We start from the raw sequence: 17,504 nt of genomic DNA, 5'->3' as shown, positions 1-17,504 counted from the left end.
CTGTCGCGAGAGACTCGCATCCGGTCCGAACCATTCGTTGCATCAAGACGGCAGAGAATAACTCAGCCTGTTTCCTTGGCGCGAAGGTTTGCGATTTCGTCCTCGGACAATTGTTCAAGGCGGGGCATCAGGTTCAGAAGCTCTTTCGTGTAGTCGGATCGGGGGCTTTCAAACAATGCCCCGGTTTCCTGAACTTCGACCAGTTTGCCCTGTCGCATGACACCGACGCGGTCGCACATCTGACGAACCACCGGAAGGTCGTGAGAAATGAACAGCATCGTAAGGCCAAGATACTCCTGCAGGTCTTTCAGGATGTTGAGGATCTGCGCCTGAATCGACACGTCAAGCGCCGAGGTCGGCTCGTCGCAGATCAGAAAGCGGGGCTGCGTCGCCAAGGCGCGGGCAATGGAAATACGCTGACGCTGTCCGCCCGAGAACTCATGCGGATACTTGCGATGCGCGTCCGATGCCAAACCAACCCGATCCAGCAATTCCCGCACACGGCCCGCAATCTCGCCGCGGGGGAGCAGTTTGTGATGGATGAGCGGTTCGGCGACGATATCGCCGACGGACATGCGCGGATTAAGCGAGGAGAACGGATCCTGGAAAATCATCTGGATCTGACGCCGGTACCGTGCCAGCCCGGCTGCATCCATCGCCGTCATCTCATCGCCATCAAAGGTGATCGTGCCCGCGTCGACCGGGTACAGCGTGGCGATCATCCGCGCCACGGTGGACTTGCCCGACCCGGATTCGCCCACCAGACCGAACACTTCGCCATCCTTGATGCCGAAGCTCACGTCATCGACGGCGGTGAAGTATTCCCGCCGCGACGGCAGCACCGAACCTTTCGACAAGAAGCGCTTGGTCAGCCCGCTGACCTCGAGCAATGTCCCGGTCTTCGACGCACCGGACCGATCCCAGTTCCGGGCAAGATCTTCGATCTTGAAAGTCGTATCCCGCCCGCCATAGCTCACCTGAGGGAAGCGGTGCAGCTTGACCTGTGGGCGCGGGACGGCGGCGATCAGGCTCTTGGTGTATTCGTGTTGCGGCGCACCCAGGATCTGGTCGGTGGGCCCCTGCTCGACGACTTGCCCGGCATACATCACCGTCACCTGATCGGTCGTATCGGCAATCACCCCCATGTCGTGGGTCACAAGGATGACACCCACCTGACGTTCTTGCGCGAGTTCCTTGATCAGGTCGAGCACCTGGGCCTGAATGCTGACATCAAGCGCAGTTGTCGGCTCGTCGGCGACGATCACCGAAGGCTCGGAACAGAGGGCAAGTGCGATCACCACACGTTGGCGCATGCCGCCCGAGAACTGGTGCGGATACTGGTTGAACCGCTCTTCGGGGTTGGGAATGCGCACCCGGTCCAACAGCGCAATGGCCCGTTTCCTGGCCTCGCTCTGGCTTACTCCAAGATGCAGCTGGATCGTTTCGACGAGTTGCTCGCCGACAGTGAACAGCGGGTTGAGCGAGGTCAGAGGGTCCTGGAAGATCATGCCGATCTCCTTGCCCCGGATGCGACGCTTCTCCTCGGCCCCCATCTGGTCGATGCGGCGACCGTTGAGCCACACTTCCCCGTCCGCAATCCGCGCCGGTGGATCGAGAAGCCCGATGATCGCGTTGCCGGTCATGGACTTGCCGGCACCGGACTCTCCGACGACGCCCCGAATTTCGCCTGGACGGATGTCGTAAGAGACGCCCTCGACCGGTTTGAAAAGGCCGTGCCGCGTCGGGATGTCGACGGTGAGATTGCGGATCGAAAGAACAGGTTCGGCCATTACCGGAGCCTCGGGTTCAGGGCGTCACGCAGCCAATCACCCAGCAGGTTGACCGCAAGGGCAAGGGCCAGAAGGGTGCAGGCCGGAAAGAAGAGGATCCACCACTCCCCCGAAAAGAGGAATCCTTGGCCGATCCGGATGAGCGTTCCCAGCGACGGCTGTGTCGGTGGCGCGCCAACGCCCAGAAAGCTGAGCGTCGCTTCGGCGATGATTGCCAGCGCCAGCGAGATCGTTGCAATTACCAGAACCGGCGACAGGACGTTCGGCAGGATGTGCCGTATCATGATCGTCAGAGGGGACCGTCCGATCAGACGCGCCGCGGCGACGTAATCCTTGGATTTTTCCACCAGAGTCGCGCCGCGGACCACACGCGCGAACTGCACCCAATCCGACAGACCGATGGCGAGGATCAGCACCCAGATCGCCATTTGATCCCGGTATTCGACCGGGGTGATCCCTTTCGCGATGCCGAAGATCAGCATGGCAACAAGGATCGACGGAAAGGTCAGCTGAACATCTGCGGCGCGCATGATGATCGTTTCGGTCCACCCGCCGACATAGCCGCTGAGCAGGCCGAGCAGAATGCCGAGGATCATCGCAAAAAGCACCGCCGCGAAGCCCACGAAGAGCGAAATCCGCAACCCGTAGAGAATGGTCGAGAACACGTCCCGCCCCTGGTCGTCCGTGCCGAGGAAAAAGCTGTCTCCGGTAAAGGCGTTGGGCTCCATCGGCGGCGTGAACCCGTTCATCAGGTTGAGGCTTGCCGGATCGAACGGGTTGGTGGGTGCGATCAAAGGCGCAAGAACGGCAGACAGCACCAGAAGCGCCGTGACAATGGCCGACACGATGGCCACCGGGCTGGACCGGAAGGCGTAGAAGATGTCGCTCTCGAAGAACCGGGTCATGCTGCCACCCTCAGGCGCGGGTCGATGAACGCATAAAGGATGTCCACCAGCAGGTTGATCCCCACGAACATTACGGAAATCAGCATCAGGTAGGCCGCCATGACCGGGATATCGACGAATTGGATCGCATTGATGAACAGAAGCCCGACCCCCGGCCATTGGAAAACGGTCTCAGTGATGATGGCAAAGGCGATGATCGAGCCAAGCTGCAGACCGATCACGGTGATCACGGGCACCATCGTGTTCTTGAGCGCATGACGGAAGTTGATGACCCGGTCGCTCAATCCGCGCGCCTTGGCAAAGCGGATATAGTCCTGCCGCAGGACTTCGAGCATTTCCGAACGCACGAGGCGCATGATCAGCGTCATCTGGTACAGGCCCAGTGTGATGGACGGCAGGATCAGCGCCTTCAGGCCGGACTCGGTGAGAAAGCCGGTTGACCATCCCCCGATCTTCACGGTCTCGCCCCGTCCGAAACTGGGCAGCCATCCCAGTTCGACGCTGAAGAGGTAGATCAGCAGGATGCCGATCAGGAAGGTCGGAAGCGAGACACCGATGAGCGACGCGGACATGATCAGGTTCGCCGCCACCCCATCGCGTCGGATCGCCGTAAACACCCCGAGAGCGATGCCCAGCACGATGGCGAAAATGCCGGATACCGCTGCCAGTTCGAGCGTGGCCGGAGCGCGTTCGAGCAGGATTTCTGCCACCGGACGGCCTTGCCGATAGGAGACGCCGAAATTGCCTTGCACGGCCTGTTCGAGGAAGCGGTAGTACTGAACGATGAAAGGCTGATCGAGACCGAGCTGCTGGCGCAGCCGCTCGACGTCTTCCATCGTGCGCTCCTGACCGAGCATGTTGTCGATCGGATCACCCACGAAGGTGAACATGGAAAACGCGACCAGCCCCGTGATCAAGAGCACGAGGATGGATTGTCCGACACGTTTGATGATGAACGAAAGCACTGGATCATCCCGTTGGAACCCGCCCCGTACTCTTCTGAGCTCCGGGGCGGTTCGTTGTTTCAGCCCTGATTGACAGTCACCCAGCGCAGGATGAAGAAATTGTCCGACCGCTGCGTCAGCTCGACACCGGAGCGGACACCCCAGACCAGTGGCTCAACATAAAGCGGTACGTACGCCACATCATCCTGCAGGATCGCAGCCACTTCATCGAGCATGGCCTGACGTGCGCTGTCGTCGATTTCAGACTGGATCTGCGGCAAGAGTTCGTCGACACGCGCATTGGAATAGCTGCCGAAATTCCAGCTTCCGAGACGGGCTTCTTCATTGGGTGTCGCTGCGAGGAACCGGATCGGATGTTCGGCATCCAGCGTTCCCGGCGACCATCCCAGCAGATACATGTCGAAATTGTCGGCCCGGAGTTCGGGCCAATAGTTCGAAACGGGCATCGTATCCAGCGACACATCCATGCCGGCCTGCGCCAGCATTGCGGTAATGGCCTGGCAAACGGCTTCGTCGTTCAGGTAGCGGTCATTCGGGCATTTGAAGGCAATCGTCTGCCCTGTCAGTCCCGCCTCTTCCGCAAGCCGCCGCGCCTCCTCAGCATCGAAGGCGTAAGGTGCTGCGTTCGCGGTCGAGTATCCCCGCATCGAGGGATCGACCAACTGGCTCGCGACTTCGGCATTGCCCCGCATGATCGTCTGCAGGATGGCGGGCACGTTGATCGCCTTGGCCACGGCTTCTCGGGCGCGCGGGTCAAGGAACATGTCCGCCGCCCCCTGACCGCTTTCGGCGGCGCCTTCCTGCTGATCGAAGCCCAACATGATCACCCGTGCTTCGACCCCCTGGACCACGGAGACATCCGGATTGCCCTTCAGGCGTTCGACGTCCTGAATGGGCACCGGATTGACGAAATCCACATCACCGGACAGCAAGGCCGCCAGCGCCGTGGCCGGGTTCTGGATCGGTGTCATCTCGACCCGGGTGAGGTTGTGTTCGACCTCACCCCACCAGCCGGCATGAGGTTCAAGCACTGTCCTCAGATCGGGCTCGCGAGAGACCAGCTGGAAGGGACCGGTGCCATTCGCATTCAGCGTCGCGTAATTTCCCTGATCCTTGTCGGGACGAACCGCGTTGTTGGCTTCCGCCCAGCCGCTGTCCATCATCATCCAGTTCGCGATCGAATCCGGAAAGATCGGGTTCGGCGCCGTTGTCAGGATGTCGACGGTGAACTCATCGACCTTCACAACCTCGCTCACCGGCGCAAACCAACTGGACGTGTCAGCCTGTTCCGAGGATGCGCGTTCATAAGAGAAGATGACATCATCCGCATTGAACGCAGAGCCGTCCTGAAAGGTCACGCCTTCCCGAAGATTGAAGCGCCAGCCCGCGCCGTCGCCGATCGGCTCCCAGCTTGTGGCGAGCGATGGCTCGATGCTCATGTCCTTGCCCCGACGCACAAGTCCCTCGTAGACGTTGTTCAGAAAACCCAGAACCGGCGCGGAATTGACCGCGTGCGGGTCCATCGTCTGCGGGTCGGTCGTCACGGCGAATTTGAAGTCTTCGGCTGTGGCAGGCAGGGCCAGAACCATCACAAGTGCAGTCGAAAGGCGGAGCATCGTCACATCCTCGCTTGTTGTTTGGCTGTTGCTGCGGGCCGCCCGGAACACTGAGCGGCCCGCGGTTCCAAAACTTACTTCATCGTGAAGTACTTGACCTTGGGCTGATCCTCCGGATCGACCTCGATGCCGACACCATCGGCCATGCCCCAGTTCAGCACCTGGTGGTGGATCGGGATGTAGAGGGTCTCATCCTGCACGACCCGCCAGATTTCAGCGATGTCCGCATTCCGCGCGTCGAGATCCGTGTTGGACGCAAGCGACTTGATCTTCGCATCCAGCTCGTCGTTGTCATATCCGGTCCCGTTCCACGTTCCGATATCGCTTTCGCGGCCATGCACGAGGAAGTTGAAGATGTATTCGGAATCGTAGGTCGGAACGCCCCAGCCCAGCATGTAAAAATCGGTCTTGCCGTCGGTGATCAACGGGAAGTGCTGCGCCTTGGGCTTGGCGTCAAGATTCACGGTCACACCGATCTGGCCCAGCATGCCGACCGCTGCCTGGCAGATCGCCTCGTCGTTGATGTAGCGATCGTTCGGGCAGTCGAGCCGGATCGAGAACCCGTCACCATAGCCCGCCTCCTGCATCAGGGCCTTCGCGCCTTCGATATCGGTTGTGGATTCCGCGTCCATCTCGGCGGTCCAGCCGTTGACGAAGGGCGGCGCGATCATACCGGCTGGTTCCGACTGGCCGCGCATCACGACCTGCTGGATGGCGTCCCGGTTGATTGCCATCGACATCGCCTTGCGCACCCGCGCATCTGCCAGCGGGTTGGCTCCGTCCACATTGTCGGCCTCGATATCGTCGGCCCCCATGTTCATGCCGAAGAAGATCACCCGGTTCTGCGGTGCTTTCTTGACGACCAGACCATCGGCATTGTTCACGCGTTCCAGATCCTGAACCGGCATGTCCTGAAGGAAGTTGACCTCACCCGACAGCAGTGCCGCAACGCGCGTCGCCGCGTTCTGGATCGGGGTGTAGACGATTTCCGAGACTTCCATGGGGAACTGATCGCGGCCCCAATAGCCCTCGTTGCGGGTCATGACGGTGCGCACGTCCGGTTCGCGCGATTGCAGCACGTAGGGTCCGGTGCCGTTTGCGTTGGTCGTGGCGTAAGTGATCTCGCCACCTTCGAAATCCTGCACGTTCACCGTGTTGTTCGCCTCGGCCCAGCCCTTGTCGAGAATGAAGAGGTTGGTGAGGTTGGAGGGCAGGATCGGGTTCGGACCGTCAGTGACCATCTCGACCGTGTAGTCGTCGACAGCCCGGACCTCGACGATCGAGTTGATGAGTTCCTTCATGTCCGAGTTGGGCTGTTTTGCGCGTTCGAACGAGAAAACCACGTCTTCCGCCGTGAACGCCTCTCCATTGTGGAAGGTCACGCCCTCGCGCAGCTTGAACACCCAGACATTCGGGTCGTCGGCGCTCGGGCCCCATTCGGTGGCCAGCGCCGGCTCGAACGCGCCGCTTGTGTCACGAATGATCAGAGGCTCGTAAATCTGATGCCGAATCGTGTGGGTCGGGCCTTCGTTTTGCGCGTGCGGATCAAGCGTGAGCGCATCTCCTGCCCGCGCCCAGCGCAGTGTCTCTGCCGAAACAAGCGTCGTTGTGGACATCAGCGCGGCAAGCGCCATCAAGCCAGTAAACTTGGTCATAAGGGTCTCCCTGGTTTATTCATGTCCCTCTTTGCGGTGGGGACGATACCGCCAGCACAGCACGAGGCCGTCCAAGTGCCAAGGCTTTTGGAAAAGTTTTTGACCGTTGCGGACACCTGACCTTGCGGAATTCCGGTCTTTTTCAGGGCGGTCCAGAGCGTAAAGTGGGACCTTACCCGAGCGTGCACGCGGTTGCGGCAACGATCGCTTCGCGCGGGCAAAGCCCGCCCGCGACATCCGGATGTCATCGTTGGGCTGTCGCCCCGCACGTCGCTTGCCGCATGGGTCTCAGCCATGTTGGGACCGCCGGATCAGTTCCTGTCCATAGTCGCTTTCCAGTCTTGCGGCCCGCAGCGCCGCGACATCGGCCATCTCTTCGATCCGACCGGCCCGCAGGATCGCGAGGCGGTCGCACATGAAGCTGACCACCGGAAGATCATGGGTCACCAGAAGGAAGGTCAGACCTTTCTCTTCCTGCAGCGACTTCAAGAGGTTCAGGATTTCAGCCTGTACGCTGACGTCCAGCGCGCTCGTGGGTTCGTCGAGCAGCAGCACCGGAGGATCAAGCATGAGGGCGCGCGCGATGGCAACCCGCTGGCGCTGGCCACCCGAAAGCTGGTGCGGCAGACGAAACCTGAAACGGCGTGGCAGGCCCACGGCGTCGAGCATGGCAAGCACCCGTTTGTCGCGGTCGGGTTGCCCGTGAATGGCGAGCGGCTCGGACAGCGTGTCGTCGAGGGTTCTGCGTGGATGCAAGCTGCCGAACGGGTCCTGGAACACCATCTGAACAGTCCGCGCCAACCGTGCGCGATGGCCCGGCCGTAGCACCGTGTCCGCGATCTGAAGTGCTCCCGTCCAATCCGTCACCTGCCCCGACAGCGCCTTCAGGATCGTCGATTTGCCGGAACCCGATTCCCCAAGGAGCGCAAAGCTTTCGCCCTTCGCCACGTCGAATGACACGCTGTGCAGGACGGTCGTTTCCCCGAACCGTACGGAAAGATCGCGGACGGAGATCACAAGAGGCTCCGGTCCAGCACCGGCAGTCGGTCACGGGTTTCGTCAAGCCGCGGCAGCGACGCGATCAGCCCACGGGTGTAGGGATGCTGCGCCTGATGCAACGCGCCCGCGCCCAGCTCTTCGACCACCTCTCCGCGATACATCACGAGGATGCGGTCACACCAGCGCGCGACCATGTTGAGGTCATGCGAAATGAGCATGAGCCCCATGCCCCGCCGTTTTACCAGATCATCGAGGATATCGAGCACCTGACCGCGCACGGACACATCCAGTGCGCTGGTCGGCTCGTCTGCGATCATCAGTGCGGGCTCCAGCACCACCATCATCGCAATCATCACCCGTTGGCCCATCCCCCCTGACACTTCGTGCGGATACAGCCGCGCGACGCGTTCAGGGTCGTCGATCCGCACGGCGTTCAGCGCGTCAAGCATCCGCGTCCGTCGATCCTTTGCGGTCAGGTTGCCATGTACGGCCAGAGCCTCTTCGATCTGCGCGCCGATGCGGATCACGGGATTGAGGCTGTAGCGCGGGTCCTGCAGCACCATCGACATGCGGGGCCCCCGAAGTGCCCGGAACTCCCGTTCCGGCAGGCTGCGCAGATCACGCCCTTCGAATTCGAGCCGGTCCGCCGTCACCCGCCCCGGCGGAGCGACCAACCCCATCACGGCGCGCCCGGTCATGCTCTTTCCTGACCCGCTCTCGCCCACGATCCCGAGACGTTCGCGGCCCAGCGTGAAGGACAGTCCGCGCACCACTTCGACCGGACCGTGATCGGACGGAAAGGTCACGCGCAGGTTTTCGACCGAGAGCAACGTCATCCGCGCCCCCGTTGTTTCGGGTCGAGCACATCGCGCAGACCGTCGCCGAAGAGGCAGAAACCCAGACTGACCACGACAATCGCGAATCCCGGCATGGTGGCGACCCACCATTGGTCGAGGATGAAATCGCGCCCGCGCGAGATCATGGCACCCCATTCCGGCAGCGGCGGCTGCGCACCGAGACCGAGGAACCCAAGACCGGCCGCGGTCAGGATGATGCCTGCCATGTCGAGCGTCACCCGCACGATGGTCGAGGAGAGGCAGAGCGGCATGACATGCAGCGCGATGATCCGCACGGATGACGCGTCCTGCATGCGCACGGCATCCAGAAACTCGGCGTTGCGGAAGGTCAGCACCTCGGCCCGGGCGATGCGTGCATAGACAGGCCAGGCCGTGATGGCGATGGCGATCACCGCATTCTCGATCCCCGGCCCAAGGGCAGCCACGAACGCCAAGGCAAGGATCAGCCGGGGCAGCGACAGGAAGATGTCGGTCAGACCCATCAGGACGCGGTCGATCCACCCACCGAAATAGCCCGCGACAGTCCCGATCAGCAGACCCAGCGGGGCGGCAATGACCGCGACCAGAAGCACGATTCCCAGCGTGATGCGTGCGCCATAGATGACACGCGACAGGATATCCCGACCAAGCTCATCCGTGCCCATCCAGTGCACGGCGGACGGCGGCTGCAGCCGGTCCGCCAGATCGCCCTCGACGGCCGAAAACGGGGCCAGCCATGGCGCGAAGGCGGCGACGAGCAGAAGCGCGATGATGATGGACAGTCCGACAACCGACAGTGGGTTGCGCAGCAATGCGCGAGACAGCCGGTAGCCCTGACCAAGCCGGGCCTGCCAGCGCGTTTCGGGATCATCGGACAAAAGCCAGGCGGTCGGGATCATGTGCGCGCCCTCGGGTCGAGCACGCGGTAGAGCGCGTCCGACCCCTTGTTGATGCCGACAAAGACGGCCCCGATCACCAGCGTCGCACCGAGCACCGCATTCATGTCGGCATTCAAGAGCGCGGTGGTGAGGTAGTTGCCGATGCCGGGCCAGCTGAAGACGGTCTCGATCATGACCGACCCTTCGAGCAGACCCGCATAACTGAGCCCGATCACAGTGATGAGCTGCACGCGGATCGGCCGGAAGGCGTGACGCCAGAGGATCAGCCGCTCGGGCACACCTTTGACGCGGGCGGTCACGATGTACTCTTGGCTCAGCTGTTCGAGCATGAAGCTTCGCGTCATGCGCGCGATGTAGGCCAGCGCAAAAAAGCCGAGGATCGTTGCAGGCAGGACGATATGCGAAAATGCGCTGACGAAGGACTCCCAGTCGCCCGCGATTGCACTGTCGACCAGCAGAAGCCCGGTGCGGACGGGCACCATGCCGTCCAGAAACAGGTCGATCCGCCCCGGGCCTCCGACCCAGCGCAGGTTGGCATAGAAGATCACGAGCCCGACCAACCCAAGCCAGAAGGCGGGAATCGCATAGCCTGCAAGTCCGATCACGCGGATCACCTGATCCACCCACGATCCCTGACGCGCCGCTGCAAAGACCCCCATCGGCACACCAAGCGCCACGCCGATGATGATGCCGAGCGTTGCCATCTCGAGCGTGGCCGGAAACACCCGGGCAAGGTCTTCGGCCACGGCACGACCGGTTGACACCGATTGGCCAAGATCGCCCTGCAGGACGCTCAGGACATAGCGCGCGAACTGGAGGGGAAGCGGATCGTTCAGACCCATTTCCGCGCGCACCTGTTCATAGGTCTCGGCACTGGCGCGATCCCCGACCACGGCCAGAACCGGATCGATGGGCACGACCCGACCGATCACGAAGGTGATCGCGAGCAGGCCGAGAAAGGTCACGGCAAGCGTCAGCAGGAATCGCAGGGCGGGCATGAGGCAGGCTTCTGGCAGCTCCGTTTGGACCAGCCTAGCAAAGATTTTTTGACTGATCAAAATTTTTTTACTACGCTTTTCGGCAAGCCGAGGAGGAATCATGTCTCAACCGATGCGCCAAGCCGAGCCGTCTCAATCACCGGCCTTCGGAGGTCGCATTCGGGACCTGCGGCGCAAGGCAGAGCTTACGCTGCAGGCACTGGCCGATCAGGCAGGCATCTCGGTCGGCTTCCTGAGCCAGGTCGAGCGCGGCAAGGCGACACCGAGTCTTGGCACGCTGGCGAGTCTTGCCGCCGCTCTGGGGGTGGATGTCGATGTCTTCATCGCCACGCCCAAACCCGCTGACAGCGTGACGCGGCAGGGGGAGCGACCTCAGTTCGCGCTGGCGGACAGTTCGCTCCGGTATGAACGGCTGTCGACGGTGCTGCCGGGCGGCACGCTGTCATCGCTCGTCGTGCACATACCCGAAGGTTATGCGTCCGAAGTGACGGCGCATGTCGGAGAAGAACTGATCGTGGTGCTCGACGGGACCGTGCGCCAGACCCTTGGTGCGGCGACCTTCATCCTTCACCCCGGCGACAGCCTGCATTTCATGGGGGACACCCCCCATTCCTTCGCCAATGTCGGTGACGGCCCTGCCCGGCTTCTCTGGACCGGGACGTCACCGCGCCTGATCGGGCCGCCAAACCCGGCACAGCCCGAACCTCAAGACGCCCAAGAAGACCCATAAAGACACCAACAGGAGAGACCCATGAAACATGCCACGACCTTCACCAAGGCCCTCGCGGTCAGCCTGATCGCACTGTCCACCGCGCCCGCCCTGGCAGAAACACCCGCAAACGCGCTGGTGATCGCCCAGAACATCGACGACATCGTCACCATCGACCCGGCCACCGCCTATGAATTCTCGTCCGGCGAATACGTGACCAACACCTATGACCAGCTTGTGCAGTACGGGGCCGAGGACACCACCACCCTCGCGCCGGGCCTTGCCACCGACTGGGAGATCGACGCCGACGCGAAATCGGTCACGTTCACGCTGCGCGAGGGGGTGACGTTCCATTCCGGCAACCCGCTGCGTGCCGAAGACGTGGTCGGCAGCTGGAAGCGCGTTCTGGTGCTGAACAAGGCTCCGGCGTTCATTCTCGGCAACCTTGGCTGGACCGCCGACAATCTCGAAGAGATGGTGACCACCGACGGCAACACCGTCACTGCGCGCTGGTCGGGCGACTTCGCGCCGTCCTTCGTGTTGAACGTTCTGGCCTCGCGTCCGGCCTCCATTGTCGATGTCGAAACGGCGATGGCCAACGAGGTCGATGGCGACATGGGCCACGGCTGGATGAACCAGAACAGTGCCGGCACCGGGCCGTTCAAACTCGCGCGCTATGCACCGGGCGAGGTGCTGATGCTCGATGCCAACCCCGATTACTGGGATGGTGCCCCCGGCATGCAGCGCGTGCTGATCCGGCATGTCGCCGAAGCCGCCACCCAGCGCCTGCTTCTGGAATCCGGCGATGTCGACATGGCCAAGAACCTGACTCCGGATCAGGTTGCCGGTCTCGAGGGCAACGCGGACATTCGCATCGAGACCTACCCGCAGACCGCCGTCCATTGGTTCAGCTTCAACCAGAAATACGAGCCGCTGACCAACCCCGCGCTGTGGGAGGCGTCCCGCTACCTCGTGGATTACGAGGGCATGGCCAACAGCTTCCTCAAGGGGCAGATGGAGGTGCATCAGGCGTTCTGGCCCGAAGGCTTCCCCGGAGCCCTGACCGACACGCCGTTCACCTACGATCCCGAGAAGGCCAAGGCGATCCTCGAAGAGGGCGGCGTCGAGCTGCCGCTCGACATCGAACTCGACGTGATCAATGCGGCCCCCTTCACGGATATCGCGGCAAGCCTGCAGCAGACCTTTGCGCCGGCCGGGATCAACTTCGACATCCTGCCCGGCACCGGGGCGCAGGTGATCACCAAGTACCGCGCGCGGACCCATCAAGGGATGCTGCTGTACTGGGGGCCAGATTTCATGGACCCGCATTCCAACGCCAAGGCCTTTGCCTATAACGCGGACAATTCCGACGACGCCTATGTGTCGACCACGACTTGGCGCAATGCGTGGATGCCGCCCGAGGACATCAACAAGAAGACGATGGCGGCTCTGGCCGAACGCGATGCCGAGACACGCAACCAGATGTATGTCGAGCTGCAGGAGGCCATGCAGCAGGAGGCGCCCTTTGTGATCATGTTCCAGGCGACCAAGCAGGTTGCAATGGACGACGACGTGCAGGGCTACGTGAACGGCGCAAGCTCGGATTACGTGTACTACCGTCTCGTCGAAAAGAACTGAGATCAGAGCCGGGGGCGGGTTGCGCCCCCGGCCCACGATAGGGACAGATCATGACACCTGACGACACCTTCGCCGCGCTGCACCGCGCGGCCCAAGACGCCTGTGGCGCACGGCTTTTTACCGTAACGGTTCTTGACCGGGGGGCCGGTGTGGCGCGCCGGGCCTATTCTTCGCATCCCGCGGATTACCCGGTCACCGGCACGAAACCGATGGGAGACAGCCCCTGGACCGCGCAGGTCATCACGCGCGGCGAGACATTCGTCGCCAATGAAACGGCGGGATTCTCACCGTATTTCTCGGACCATGCGTTGATCAACGAACTGGGCTGCGAAGCGGCAATGAACATTCCTGTCTCCGAAGACGGACAGGTGGTCGGCACGGTGAACATCCTGGACCGGGAAGGCCACTTCACGCCCGACTGCGTCGCGAGGCTCGAGGCACTGGTGCATGCCCATAGCGACGCCCTGCGCGCCGCGTTCAAACATGTTCCTATGGAGGACCCGTCGTGACCCGTCTCGAACGCCTGCGCGGCAAGATGAGCGACACCAACACCGATCTGATCGTGCTGGCCCCCGGCGCGCATATGCGGTGGCTCATGGGATTCATGCCGCATCCGGACGAGCGCGCCTGCCTGCTGCTGATCGGCCGCGACGCGGCGGGGTTTGTCATGCCGGCCCTCAACGCGGGCGATGCCCGCCAGCACACCGATCTGCCGTTCTGGGAATGGCGCGACGACGACGGCCCCGACAGCGCGCTGGACGAGGCTTTGAAAAAGATATGCCCGCAACCGCGCAGCGTCTCGGTGGATGAAACCATGCGCGCGGATCATGCGCTGCTCCTGCTCGACGCCGTTCCCAACGTGGCCCGCAGCTTTGCGGGCGATACGCTGGGGGCGTTGCGCATGATCAAGGACGCATCCGAGCTTGAAGCCCTCGAGAAGAACGCCCGCATTGCCGATGCGGCTCAGACCGCGCTGCGCGCGGCGATCCGCGCGGGCATAACCGAGAGCGATCTGGCCGAAGTGGCCAAGACCTGCTTTGCAGAACACGGATCGCGGGTCGCCTTTTCCATTGTCGGGACGGGCGCACATTCCTCGTATCCGCATCATCACACCGGGGATACAGCCGTGCGCGCCGGAGATGCCATCGTCGTCGATATCGGCGGCACGGTCGACGGATATTTCTCGGACATCACGCGCATGGCCTGCCTTGGCGAGCCCCCTGAAGGCTATGACGAGGTGCACGCGGTTGTGGATGCCGCGGTGCAGGCAGCGCTTGCGGTCATTCGACCGGGTGTCGAGGCACGGGCTGTGGACAAGGCGGCGCGTGATGTGATCACGGATGCCGGCTATGGTCCTTATTTCACGCATCGGACCGGCCATGGGCTTGGGTCGGAAGTGCATGAACCGCCCTATATCACCGCAACCAACGCGCAAATTCTGGAAGAAGGCATGGTCTTCACGGTCGAGCCCGGGATCTACCTTCCCGGACGGTTCGGCGTGCGGCTGGAAGAAGTGGCTGTTGTGACATCTGACGGATGCCGCATCCTTTCGGGTCTGTCGCGCGATCCCTTCATCGCACCCGCGTGAAAGACCGTCGCGCGGCGCACCACTGCGATTTGGCCGAAGGGCAGTCGGTCATGGCCGGCTCGATGCGGCGCGCTGGTGGCACTTTGCCTGAATTGAGACCGCTGCCCTGAAAGACGAAAGGACTTTCTGCCCCTTGACGTGGCGCGCGCCAGCAGAAATGCTTTGAACAAAGGCGCAGAGTATATTCCGCCACAGACTGGAACAAATTCAGCGTATTGCGCCACCCGTCACTCACATCACGCGCTAGGTTGCCTCCATGAAGTTCCGCTTCCCAATCGTCATCATCGACGAAGACTTTCGTTCAGAGAACTCATCGGGCCTTGGGATCAGGGCCATGGCGCAAGCCATCGAAGAGGAAGGCTTCGAGGTTCTGGGCGTCACCAGCTATGGCGATCTCTCCAAATTCGCTCAACAGCAGTCCCGCGCCAGCGCGTTCGTCTTGTCGATCGACGACGAGGAATTCAGCCCGGGCCCGGATCTCGATCCGGCGGTCGTGAACCTGCGCAACTTCATCGAAGAGGTGCGGTGGAAGAACGAGGATGTTCCGATCTACGTGTACGGCGAGACCAAGACCAGCCGGCACTTGCCGAATGACATCCTGCGCGAACTGCACGGGTTCATCCACATGTTCGAGGATACGCCGGAGTTCGTTGCCCGCCACATCATCCGCGAGGCCAAAGCCTATCTGGAGGGCATTCAGCCGCCGTTCTTCAAAGCCCTTTTGGATTATGCCGAGGACGGGTCCTATTCCTGGCACTGTCCCGGCCATTCAGGCGGGGTTGCCTTTCTGAAATCGCCTGTCGGCCAGATGTACCACCAGTTTTACGGCGAGAACATGCTGCGCGCAGACGTGTGCAACTCTGTCGAAGAACTTGGACAACTGCTGGATCACAACGGGGCCATCGGGGCGTCCGAGCGAAACGCGGCTCGTATCTTCAATGCCGACCAGTGTTTCTTCGTCACGAACGGGACATCGACCTCGAACAAGATGGTCTGGCACCACACGGTTGCGCCCGACGATGTGGTCGTGGTCGACCGCAACTGCCACAAGTCCATTCTGCACAGCATTATCATGACAGGCGCGGTGCCGGTATTCCTCAAACCGACGCGCAATCACTGGGGCATCATCGGACCGATCCAGCAAAGCGCTTTCGAGGTCGACGCGATCAAAGCCAAGATCGGCGCAAACCCCCTGCTGGCAGATGTCGATCCCGACACCGTCAAACCGCGGATCATGACGCTGACGCAATCCACCTATGACGGTGTTCTGTACAACACGGAAACGATCAAGACCTTGCTGGATGGGTATGTCGACAACCTGCATTTCGACGAAGCGTGGTTGCCGCATGCCGCATTCCATCCCTTCTACGGGAATTTTCATTCCATGGGCCGCAAGCGCGAGCGGCCGCAGCATTCCGTGACCTATGCGACGCAGTCGATCCACAAACTGCTGGCCGGCATCAGTCAGGCCAGCCATGTCCTTGTCCAGAACAGCCAGAACGCGAGTCTCGATCGCCATCTGTTCAACGAGGCGTATCTGATGCACACGTCCACCAGCCCGCAATACAGCATCATCGCCAGTTGCGACGTCGCGGCGGCGATGATGGAACCCCCGGGCGGTACTGCGCTGGTGGAAGAGAGTATCGAGGAGTCGCTGAATTTCCGCCGCGCCATGCGCAAGGTCGACGAGGAATACGGCGACGACGACTGGTGGTTCAAGGTCTGGGGTCCGGAAGGCCTGTCCGACGAGGGAATCGGCAGTACCAAGGACTGGATCCTCAAACGGACCGATGCCGACGGCGTTCAGTCCTCGGATGGCGAGGACAGCTGGCATGGCTTTGGCGACATGGCGCCGGGCTTCAACATGCTGGACCCCATCAAGGCGACGATCATCACCCCCGGCCTGAGCCTCGAGGGCAAGTTCGACGACTCCGGCATCCCGGCCTCCATCGTGACGAAATACCTTGCCGAGCATGGCGTCGTGGTTGAAAAGACGGGCCTTTACAGCTTTTTCATCATGTTCACCATCGGCATCACCAAGGGTCGCTGGAACACGCTGTTGACCGCGTTGCAGCAATTCAAGGATGACCACGCAAAGAACCAGCCGATGTGGCGGGCCATGCCCGAATTCTGCATGAAGCATCCCCGCTATGAGAATATGGGACTGCGCGATTTGTGCGAGCATGTTCACAGGCAATATGCCCGTCACGATGTTGCGGTTCTTTCGACCGAAATCTACCTCGGCGATCTGGTGCCCGCGATGAAGCCGAGCGAGGCCTATTCGCATATCGCGCGTCGCACAACAGAGCGCGTGCCCATCGACGAGCTCGAAGGGCGGATCACGACCAGCCTTGTCACACCCTATCCTCCCGGCATTCCGCTGCTGATCCCGGGCGAGGTCTTCAACAGAAAGATCGTGGATTTCCTCAAGTTCAATCGCGAATTCGCATTGGAATGCCCGGGCTTCGAAACCGATATTCATGGACTGGTCCAAGAGACCGGGGAAGATGGCAACGTGCAGTACTTCGCCGATTGCGTGGCGTGAATGGAAGGCACCCAGACGGTGCCTTATACGGCAAACGTGACGAATCCCCGCGCAAATCGAGCGTGGGGAGCGTTACCCTTCGAAGCGGATACCGTCTCCGCCACCTGCGAAGTGCCCTGCCTTGCCGGGCGGCGGATACCTTACCCGTATCCTTGTGTCCTTGCGTGACCTGATCGTCCCGTTCGGCACGGGGCGACGAGACCCGGGCAGGCAGGGCAACCGCGGTCCTGCCTTACGCAACGCATGACAACGCACCAAAGACTGCTAGCCCGGATAATTCATGAAGCTGCGAACTTTTGCTCAGGGGGGCAGTTTCGTGGGGTTTGGTTTTGTCTCGCGCACGCGACGTCGGCGTCCGGGT

The 17,504-nt window shown here is 61.8% G+C and carries 14 protein-coding genes; 5 read left to right on the top strand and 9 right to left on the bottom strand.

Going from position 1 to position 17,504, the window contains the following annotated elements; all coding sequences use genetic code 11:
• Positions 1-62 precede the first annotated feature (62 nt).
• The 9 genes from MRY75_RS00070 to MRY75_RS00030 all read right to left on the bottom strand — a co-directional run bounded on the left by MRY75_RS00070 (position 63) and on the right by MRY75_RS00030 (position 10,663).
• Entirely contained in the window at positions 63-1,790 is a 1,728-nt protein-coding gene (locus MRY75_RS00070) for an ABC transporter ATP-binding protein (protein ID WP_292305107.1), read from the bottom strand.
• A complete protein-coding gene (locus MRY75_RS00065; RefSeq protein WP_292305106.1) occupies positions 1,790-2,695 on the bottom strand; it encodes an ABC transporter permease in 906 nt (301 codons plus the stop codon). The genes MRY75_RS00070 and MRY75_RS00065 overlap by 1 nt, the downstream gene beginning before the upstream one ends.
• Positions 2,692-3,660, bottom strand: a complete 969-nt coding sequence (locus tag MRY75_RS00060; RefSeq protein WP_292305105.1) for an ABC transporter permease — start codon at positions 3,658-3,660, stop codon at positions 2,692-2,694. The genes MRY75_RS00065 and MRY75_RS00060 overlap by 4 nt, the downstream gene beginning before the upstream one ends.
• A 59-nt stretch (positions 3,661-3,719) precedes the next feature.
• Complete coding sequence (locus tag MRY75_RS00055; RefSeq protein WP_292305104.1) at positions 3,720-5,276, bottom strand: ABC transporter substrate-binding protein; 1,557 nt, start codon at positions 5,274-5,276, stop codon at positions 3,720-3,722.
• A gap of 74 nt (positions 5,277-5,350) precedes the next feature.
• On the bottom strand, positions 5,351-6,931 hold the full coding sequence (locus MRY75_RS00050) for an ABC transporter substrate-binding protein (RefSeq protein ID WP_292305103.1): 1,581 nt from the start codon (positions 6,929-6,931) through the stop codon (positions 5,351-5,353).
• A 288-nt stretch (positions 6,932-7,219) separates the two neighbouring features.
• Entirely contained in the window at positions 7,220-7,948 is a 729-nt protein-coding gene (locus MRY75_RS00045) for an ABC transporter ATP-binding protein (protein ID WP_292305102.1), read from the bottom strand.
• Positions 7,945-8,766 (bottom strand): ABC transporter ATP-binding protein, encoded by an 822-nt coding sequence (locus tag MRY75_RS00040; protein ID WP_292305101.1) that lies wholly within the window; start codon positions 8,764-8,766, stop codon positions 7,945-7,947. The genes MRY75_RS00045 and MRY75_RS00040 overlap by 4 nt, the downstream gene beginning before the upstream one ends.
• Positions 8,763-9,665: an ABC transporter permease gene (locus tag MRY75_RS00035; protein WP_292305100.1), complete on the bottom strand. Its 903-nt coding sequence runs from the start codon at positions 9,663-9,665 to the stop codon at positions 8,763-8,765. The genes MRY75_RS00040 and MRY75_RS00035 overlap by 4 nt, the downstream gene beginning before the upstream one ends.
• Positions 9,662-10,663, bottom strand: coding sequence for an ABC transporter permease (locus MRY75_RS00030; protein ID WP_292305099.1), 1,002 nt, complete (start codon positions 10,661-10,663; stop codon positions 9,662-9,664). Before MRY75_RS00030 ends, MRY75_RS00035 begins: the two co-directional genes overlap by 4 nt.
• A 100-nt stretch (positions 10,664-10,763) precedes the next feature.
• Here MRY75_RS00030 and MRY75_RS00025 point away from each other — a divergent pair, with 100 nt between their 5' ends.
• From MRY75_RS00025 to MRY75_RS00005, 5 genes are all read left to right on the top strand, one after another.
• A complete protein-coding gene (locus MRY75_RS00025; RefSeq protein WP_292305098.1) occupies positions 10,764-11,393 on the top strand; it encodes an XRE family transcriptional regulator in 630 nt (209 codons plus the stop codon).
• 21 nt (positions 11,394-11,414) lie between these two features.
• Positions 11,415-13,010 carry an ABC transporter substrate-binding protein gene (locus MRY75_RS00020; RefSeq protein ID WP_292305097.1) on the top strand — a complete coding sequence of 532 codons (1,596 nt, stop codon included), beginning with the start codon at positions 11,415-11,417 and terminating at the stop codon, positions 13,008-13,010.
• A 50-nt stretch (positions 13,011-13,060) separates the two neighbouring features.
• The gene (locus MRY75_RS00015) at positions 13,061-13,519 is read left to right on the top strand and encodes a GAF domain-containing protein (RefSeq protein ID WP_292305096.1); all 459 of its coding nucleotides are present in this window, start codon (positions 13,061-13,063) and stop codon (positions 13,517-13,519) included.
• Positions 13,516-14,598: a Xaa-Pro peptidase family protein gene (locus tag MRY75_RS00010; RefSeq protein ID WP_292305095.1), complete on the top strand. Its 1,083-nt coding sequence runs from the start codon at positions 13,516-13,518 to the stop codon at positions 14,596-14,598. The genes MRY75_RS00015 and MRY75_RS00010 overlap by 4 nt, the downstream gene beginning before the upstream one ends.
• A 256-nt stretch (positions 14,599-14,854) precedes the next feature.
• Complete coding sequence (locus MRY75_RS00005) at positions 14,855-17,143, top strand: arginine/lysine/ornithine decarboxylase (protein ID WP_292305094.1); 2,289 nt, start codon at positions 14,855-14,857, stop codon at positions 17,141-17,143.
• Positions 17,144-17,504: the final 361 nt, after the last annotated feature.

The sequence above is a fragment of the Marivita sp. genome (assembly GCF_022763305.1).
Classification (GTDB): domain Bacteria; phylum Pseudomonadota; class Alphaproteobacteria; order Rhodobacterales; family Rhodobacteraceae; genus Marivita.
The sequence above is the reverse complement of the archived record's forward strand: the minus strand, read 5'-3'. Positions and strand labels throughout refer to the sequence as shown.

What these genes read in the sequence shown, in the direction of transcription:
- MRY75_RS00020 (WP_292305097.1), top strand. Translation starts at nt 11,415, where the DNA reads ATGAAACATGCCACGACCTTCACCAAGGCCCTCGCGGTCAGCCTGATC.
- MRY75_RS00070 (WP_292305107.1), bottom strand. Translation starts at nt 1,790, where the DNA reads ATGGCCGAACCTGTTCTTTCGATCCGCAATCTCACCGTCGACATCCCG.
- MRY75_RS00005 (WP_292305094.1), top strand. Translation starts at nt 14,855, where the DNA reads ATGAAGTTCCGCTTCCCAATCGTCATCATCGACGAAGACTTTCGTTCA.
- MRY75_RS00050 (WP_292305103.1), bottom strand. Translation starts at nt 6,931, where the DNA reads ATGACCAAGTTTACTGGCTTGATGGCGCTTGCCGCGCTGATGTCCACA.
- MRY75_RS00015 (WP_292305096.1), top strand. Translation starts at nt 13,061, where the DNA reads ATGACACCTGACGACACCTTCGCCGCGCTGCACCGCGCGGCCCAAGAC.
- MRY75_RS00040 (WP_292305101.1), bottom strand. Translation starts at nt 8,766, where the DNA reads ATGACGTTGCTCTCGGTCGAAAACCTGCGCGTGACCTTTCCGTCCGAT.
- MRY75_RS00025 (WP_292305098.1), top strand. Translation starts at nt 10,764, where the DNA reads ATGTCTCAACCGATGCGCCAAGCCGAGCCGTCTCAATCACCGGCCTTC.
- MRY75_RS00035 (WP_292305100.1), bottom strand. Translation starts at nt 9,665, where the DNA reads ATGATCCCGACCGCCTGGCTTTTGTCCGATGATCCCGAAACGCGCTGG.
- MRY75_RS00030 (WP_292305099.1), bottom strand. Translation starts at nt 10,663, where the DNA reads ATGCCCGCCCTGCGATTCCTGCTGACGCTTGCCGTGACCTTTCTCGGC.
- MRY75_RS00065 (WP_292305106.1), bottom strand. Translation starts at nt 2,695, where the DNA reads ATGACCCGGTTCTTCGAGAGCGACATCTTCTACGCCTTCCGGTCCAGC.
- MRY75_RS00055 (WP_292305104.1), bottom strand. Translation starts at nt 5,276, where the DNA reads ATGCTCCGCCTTTCGACTGCACTTGTGATGGTTCTGGCCCTGCCTGCC.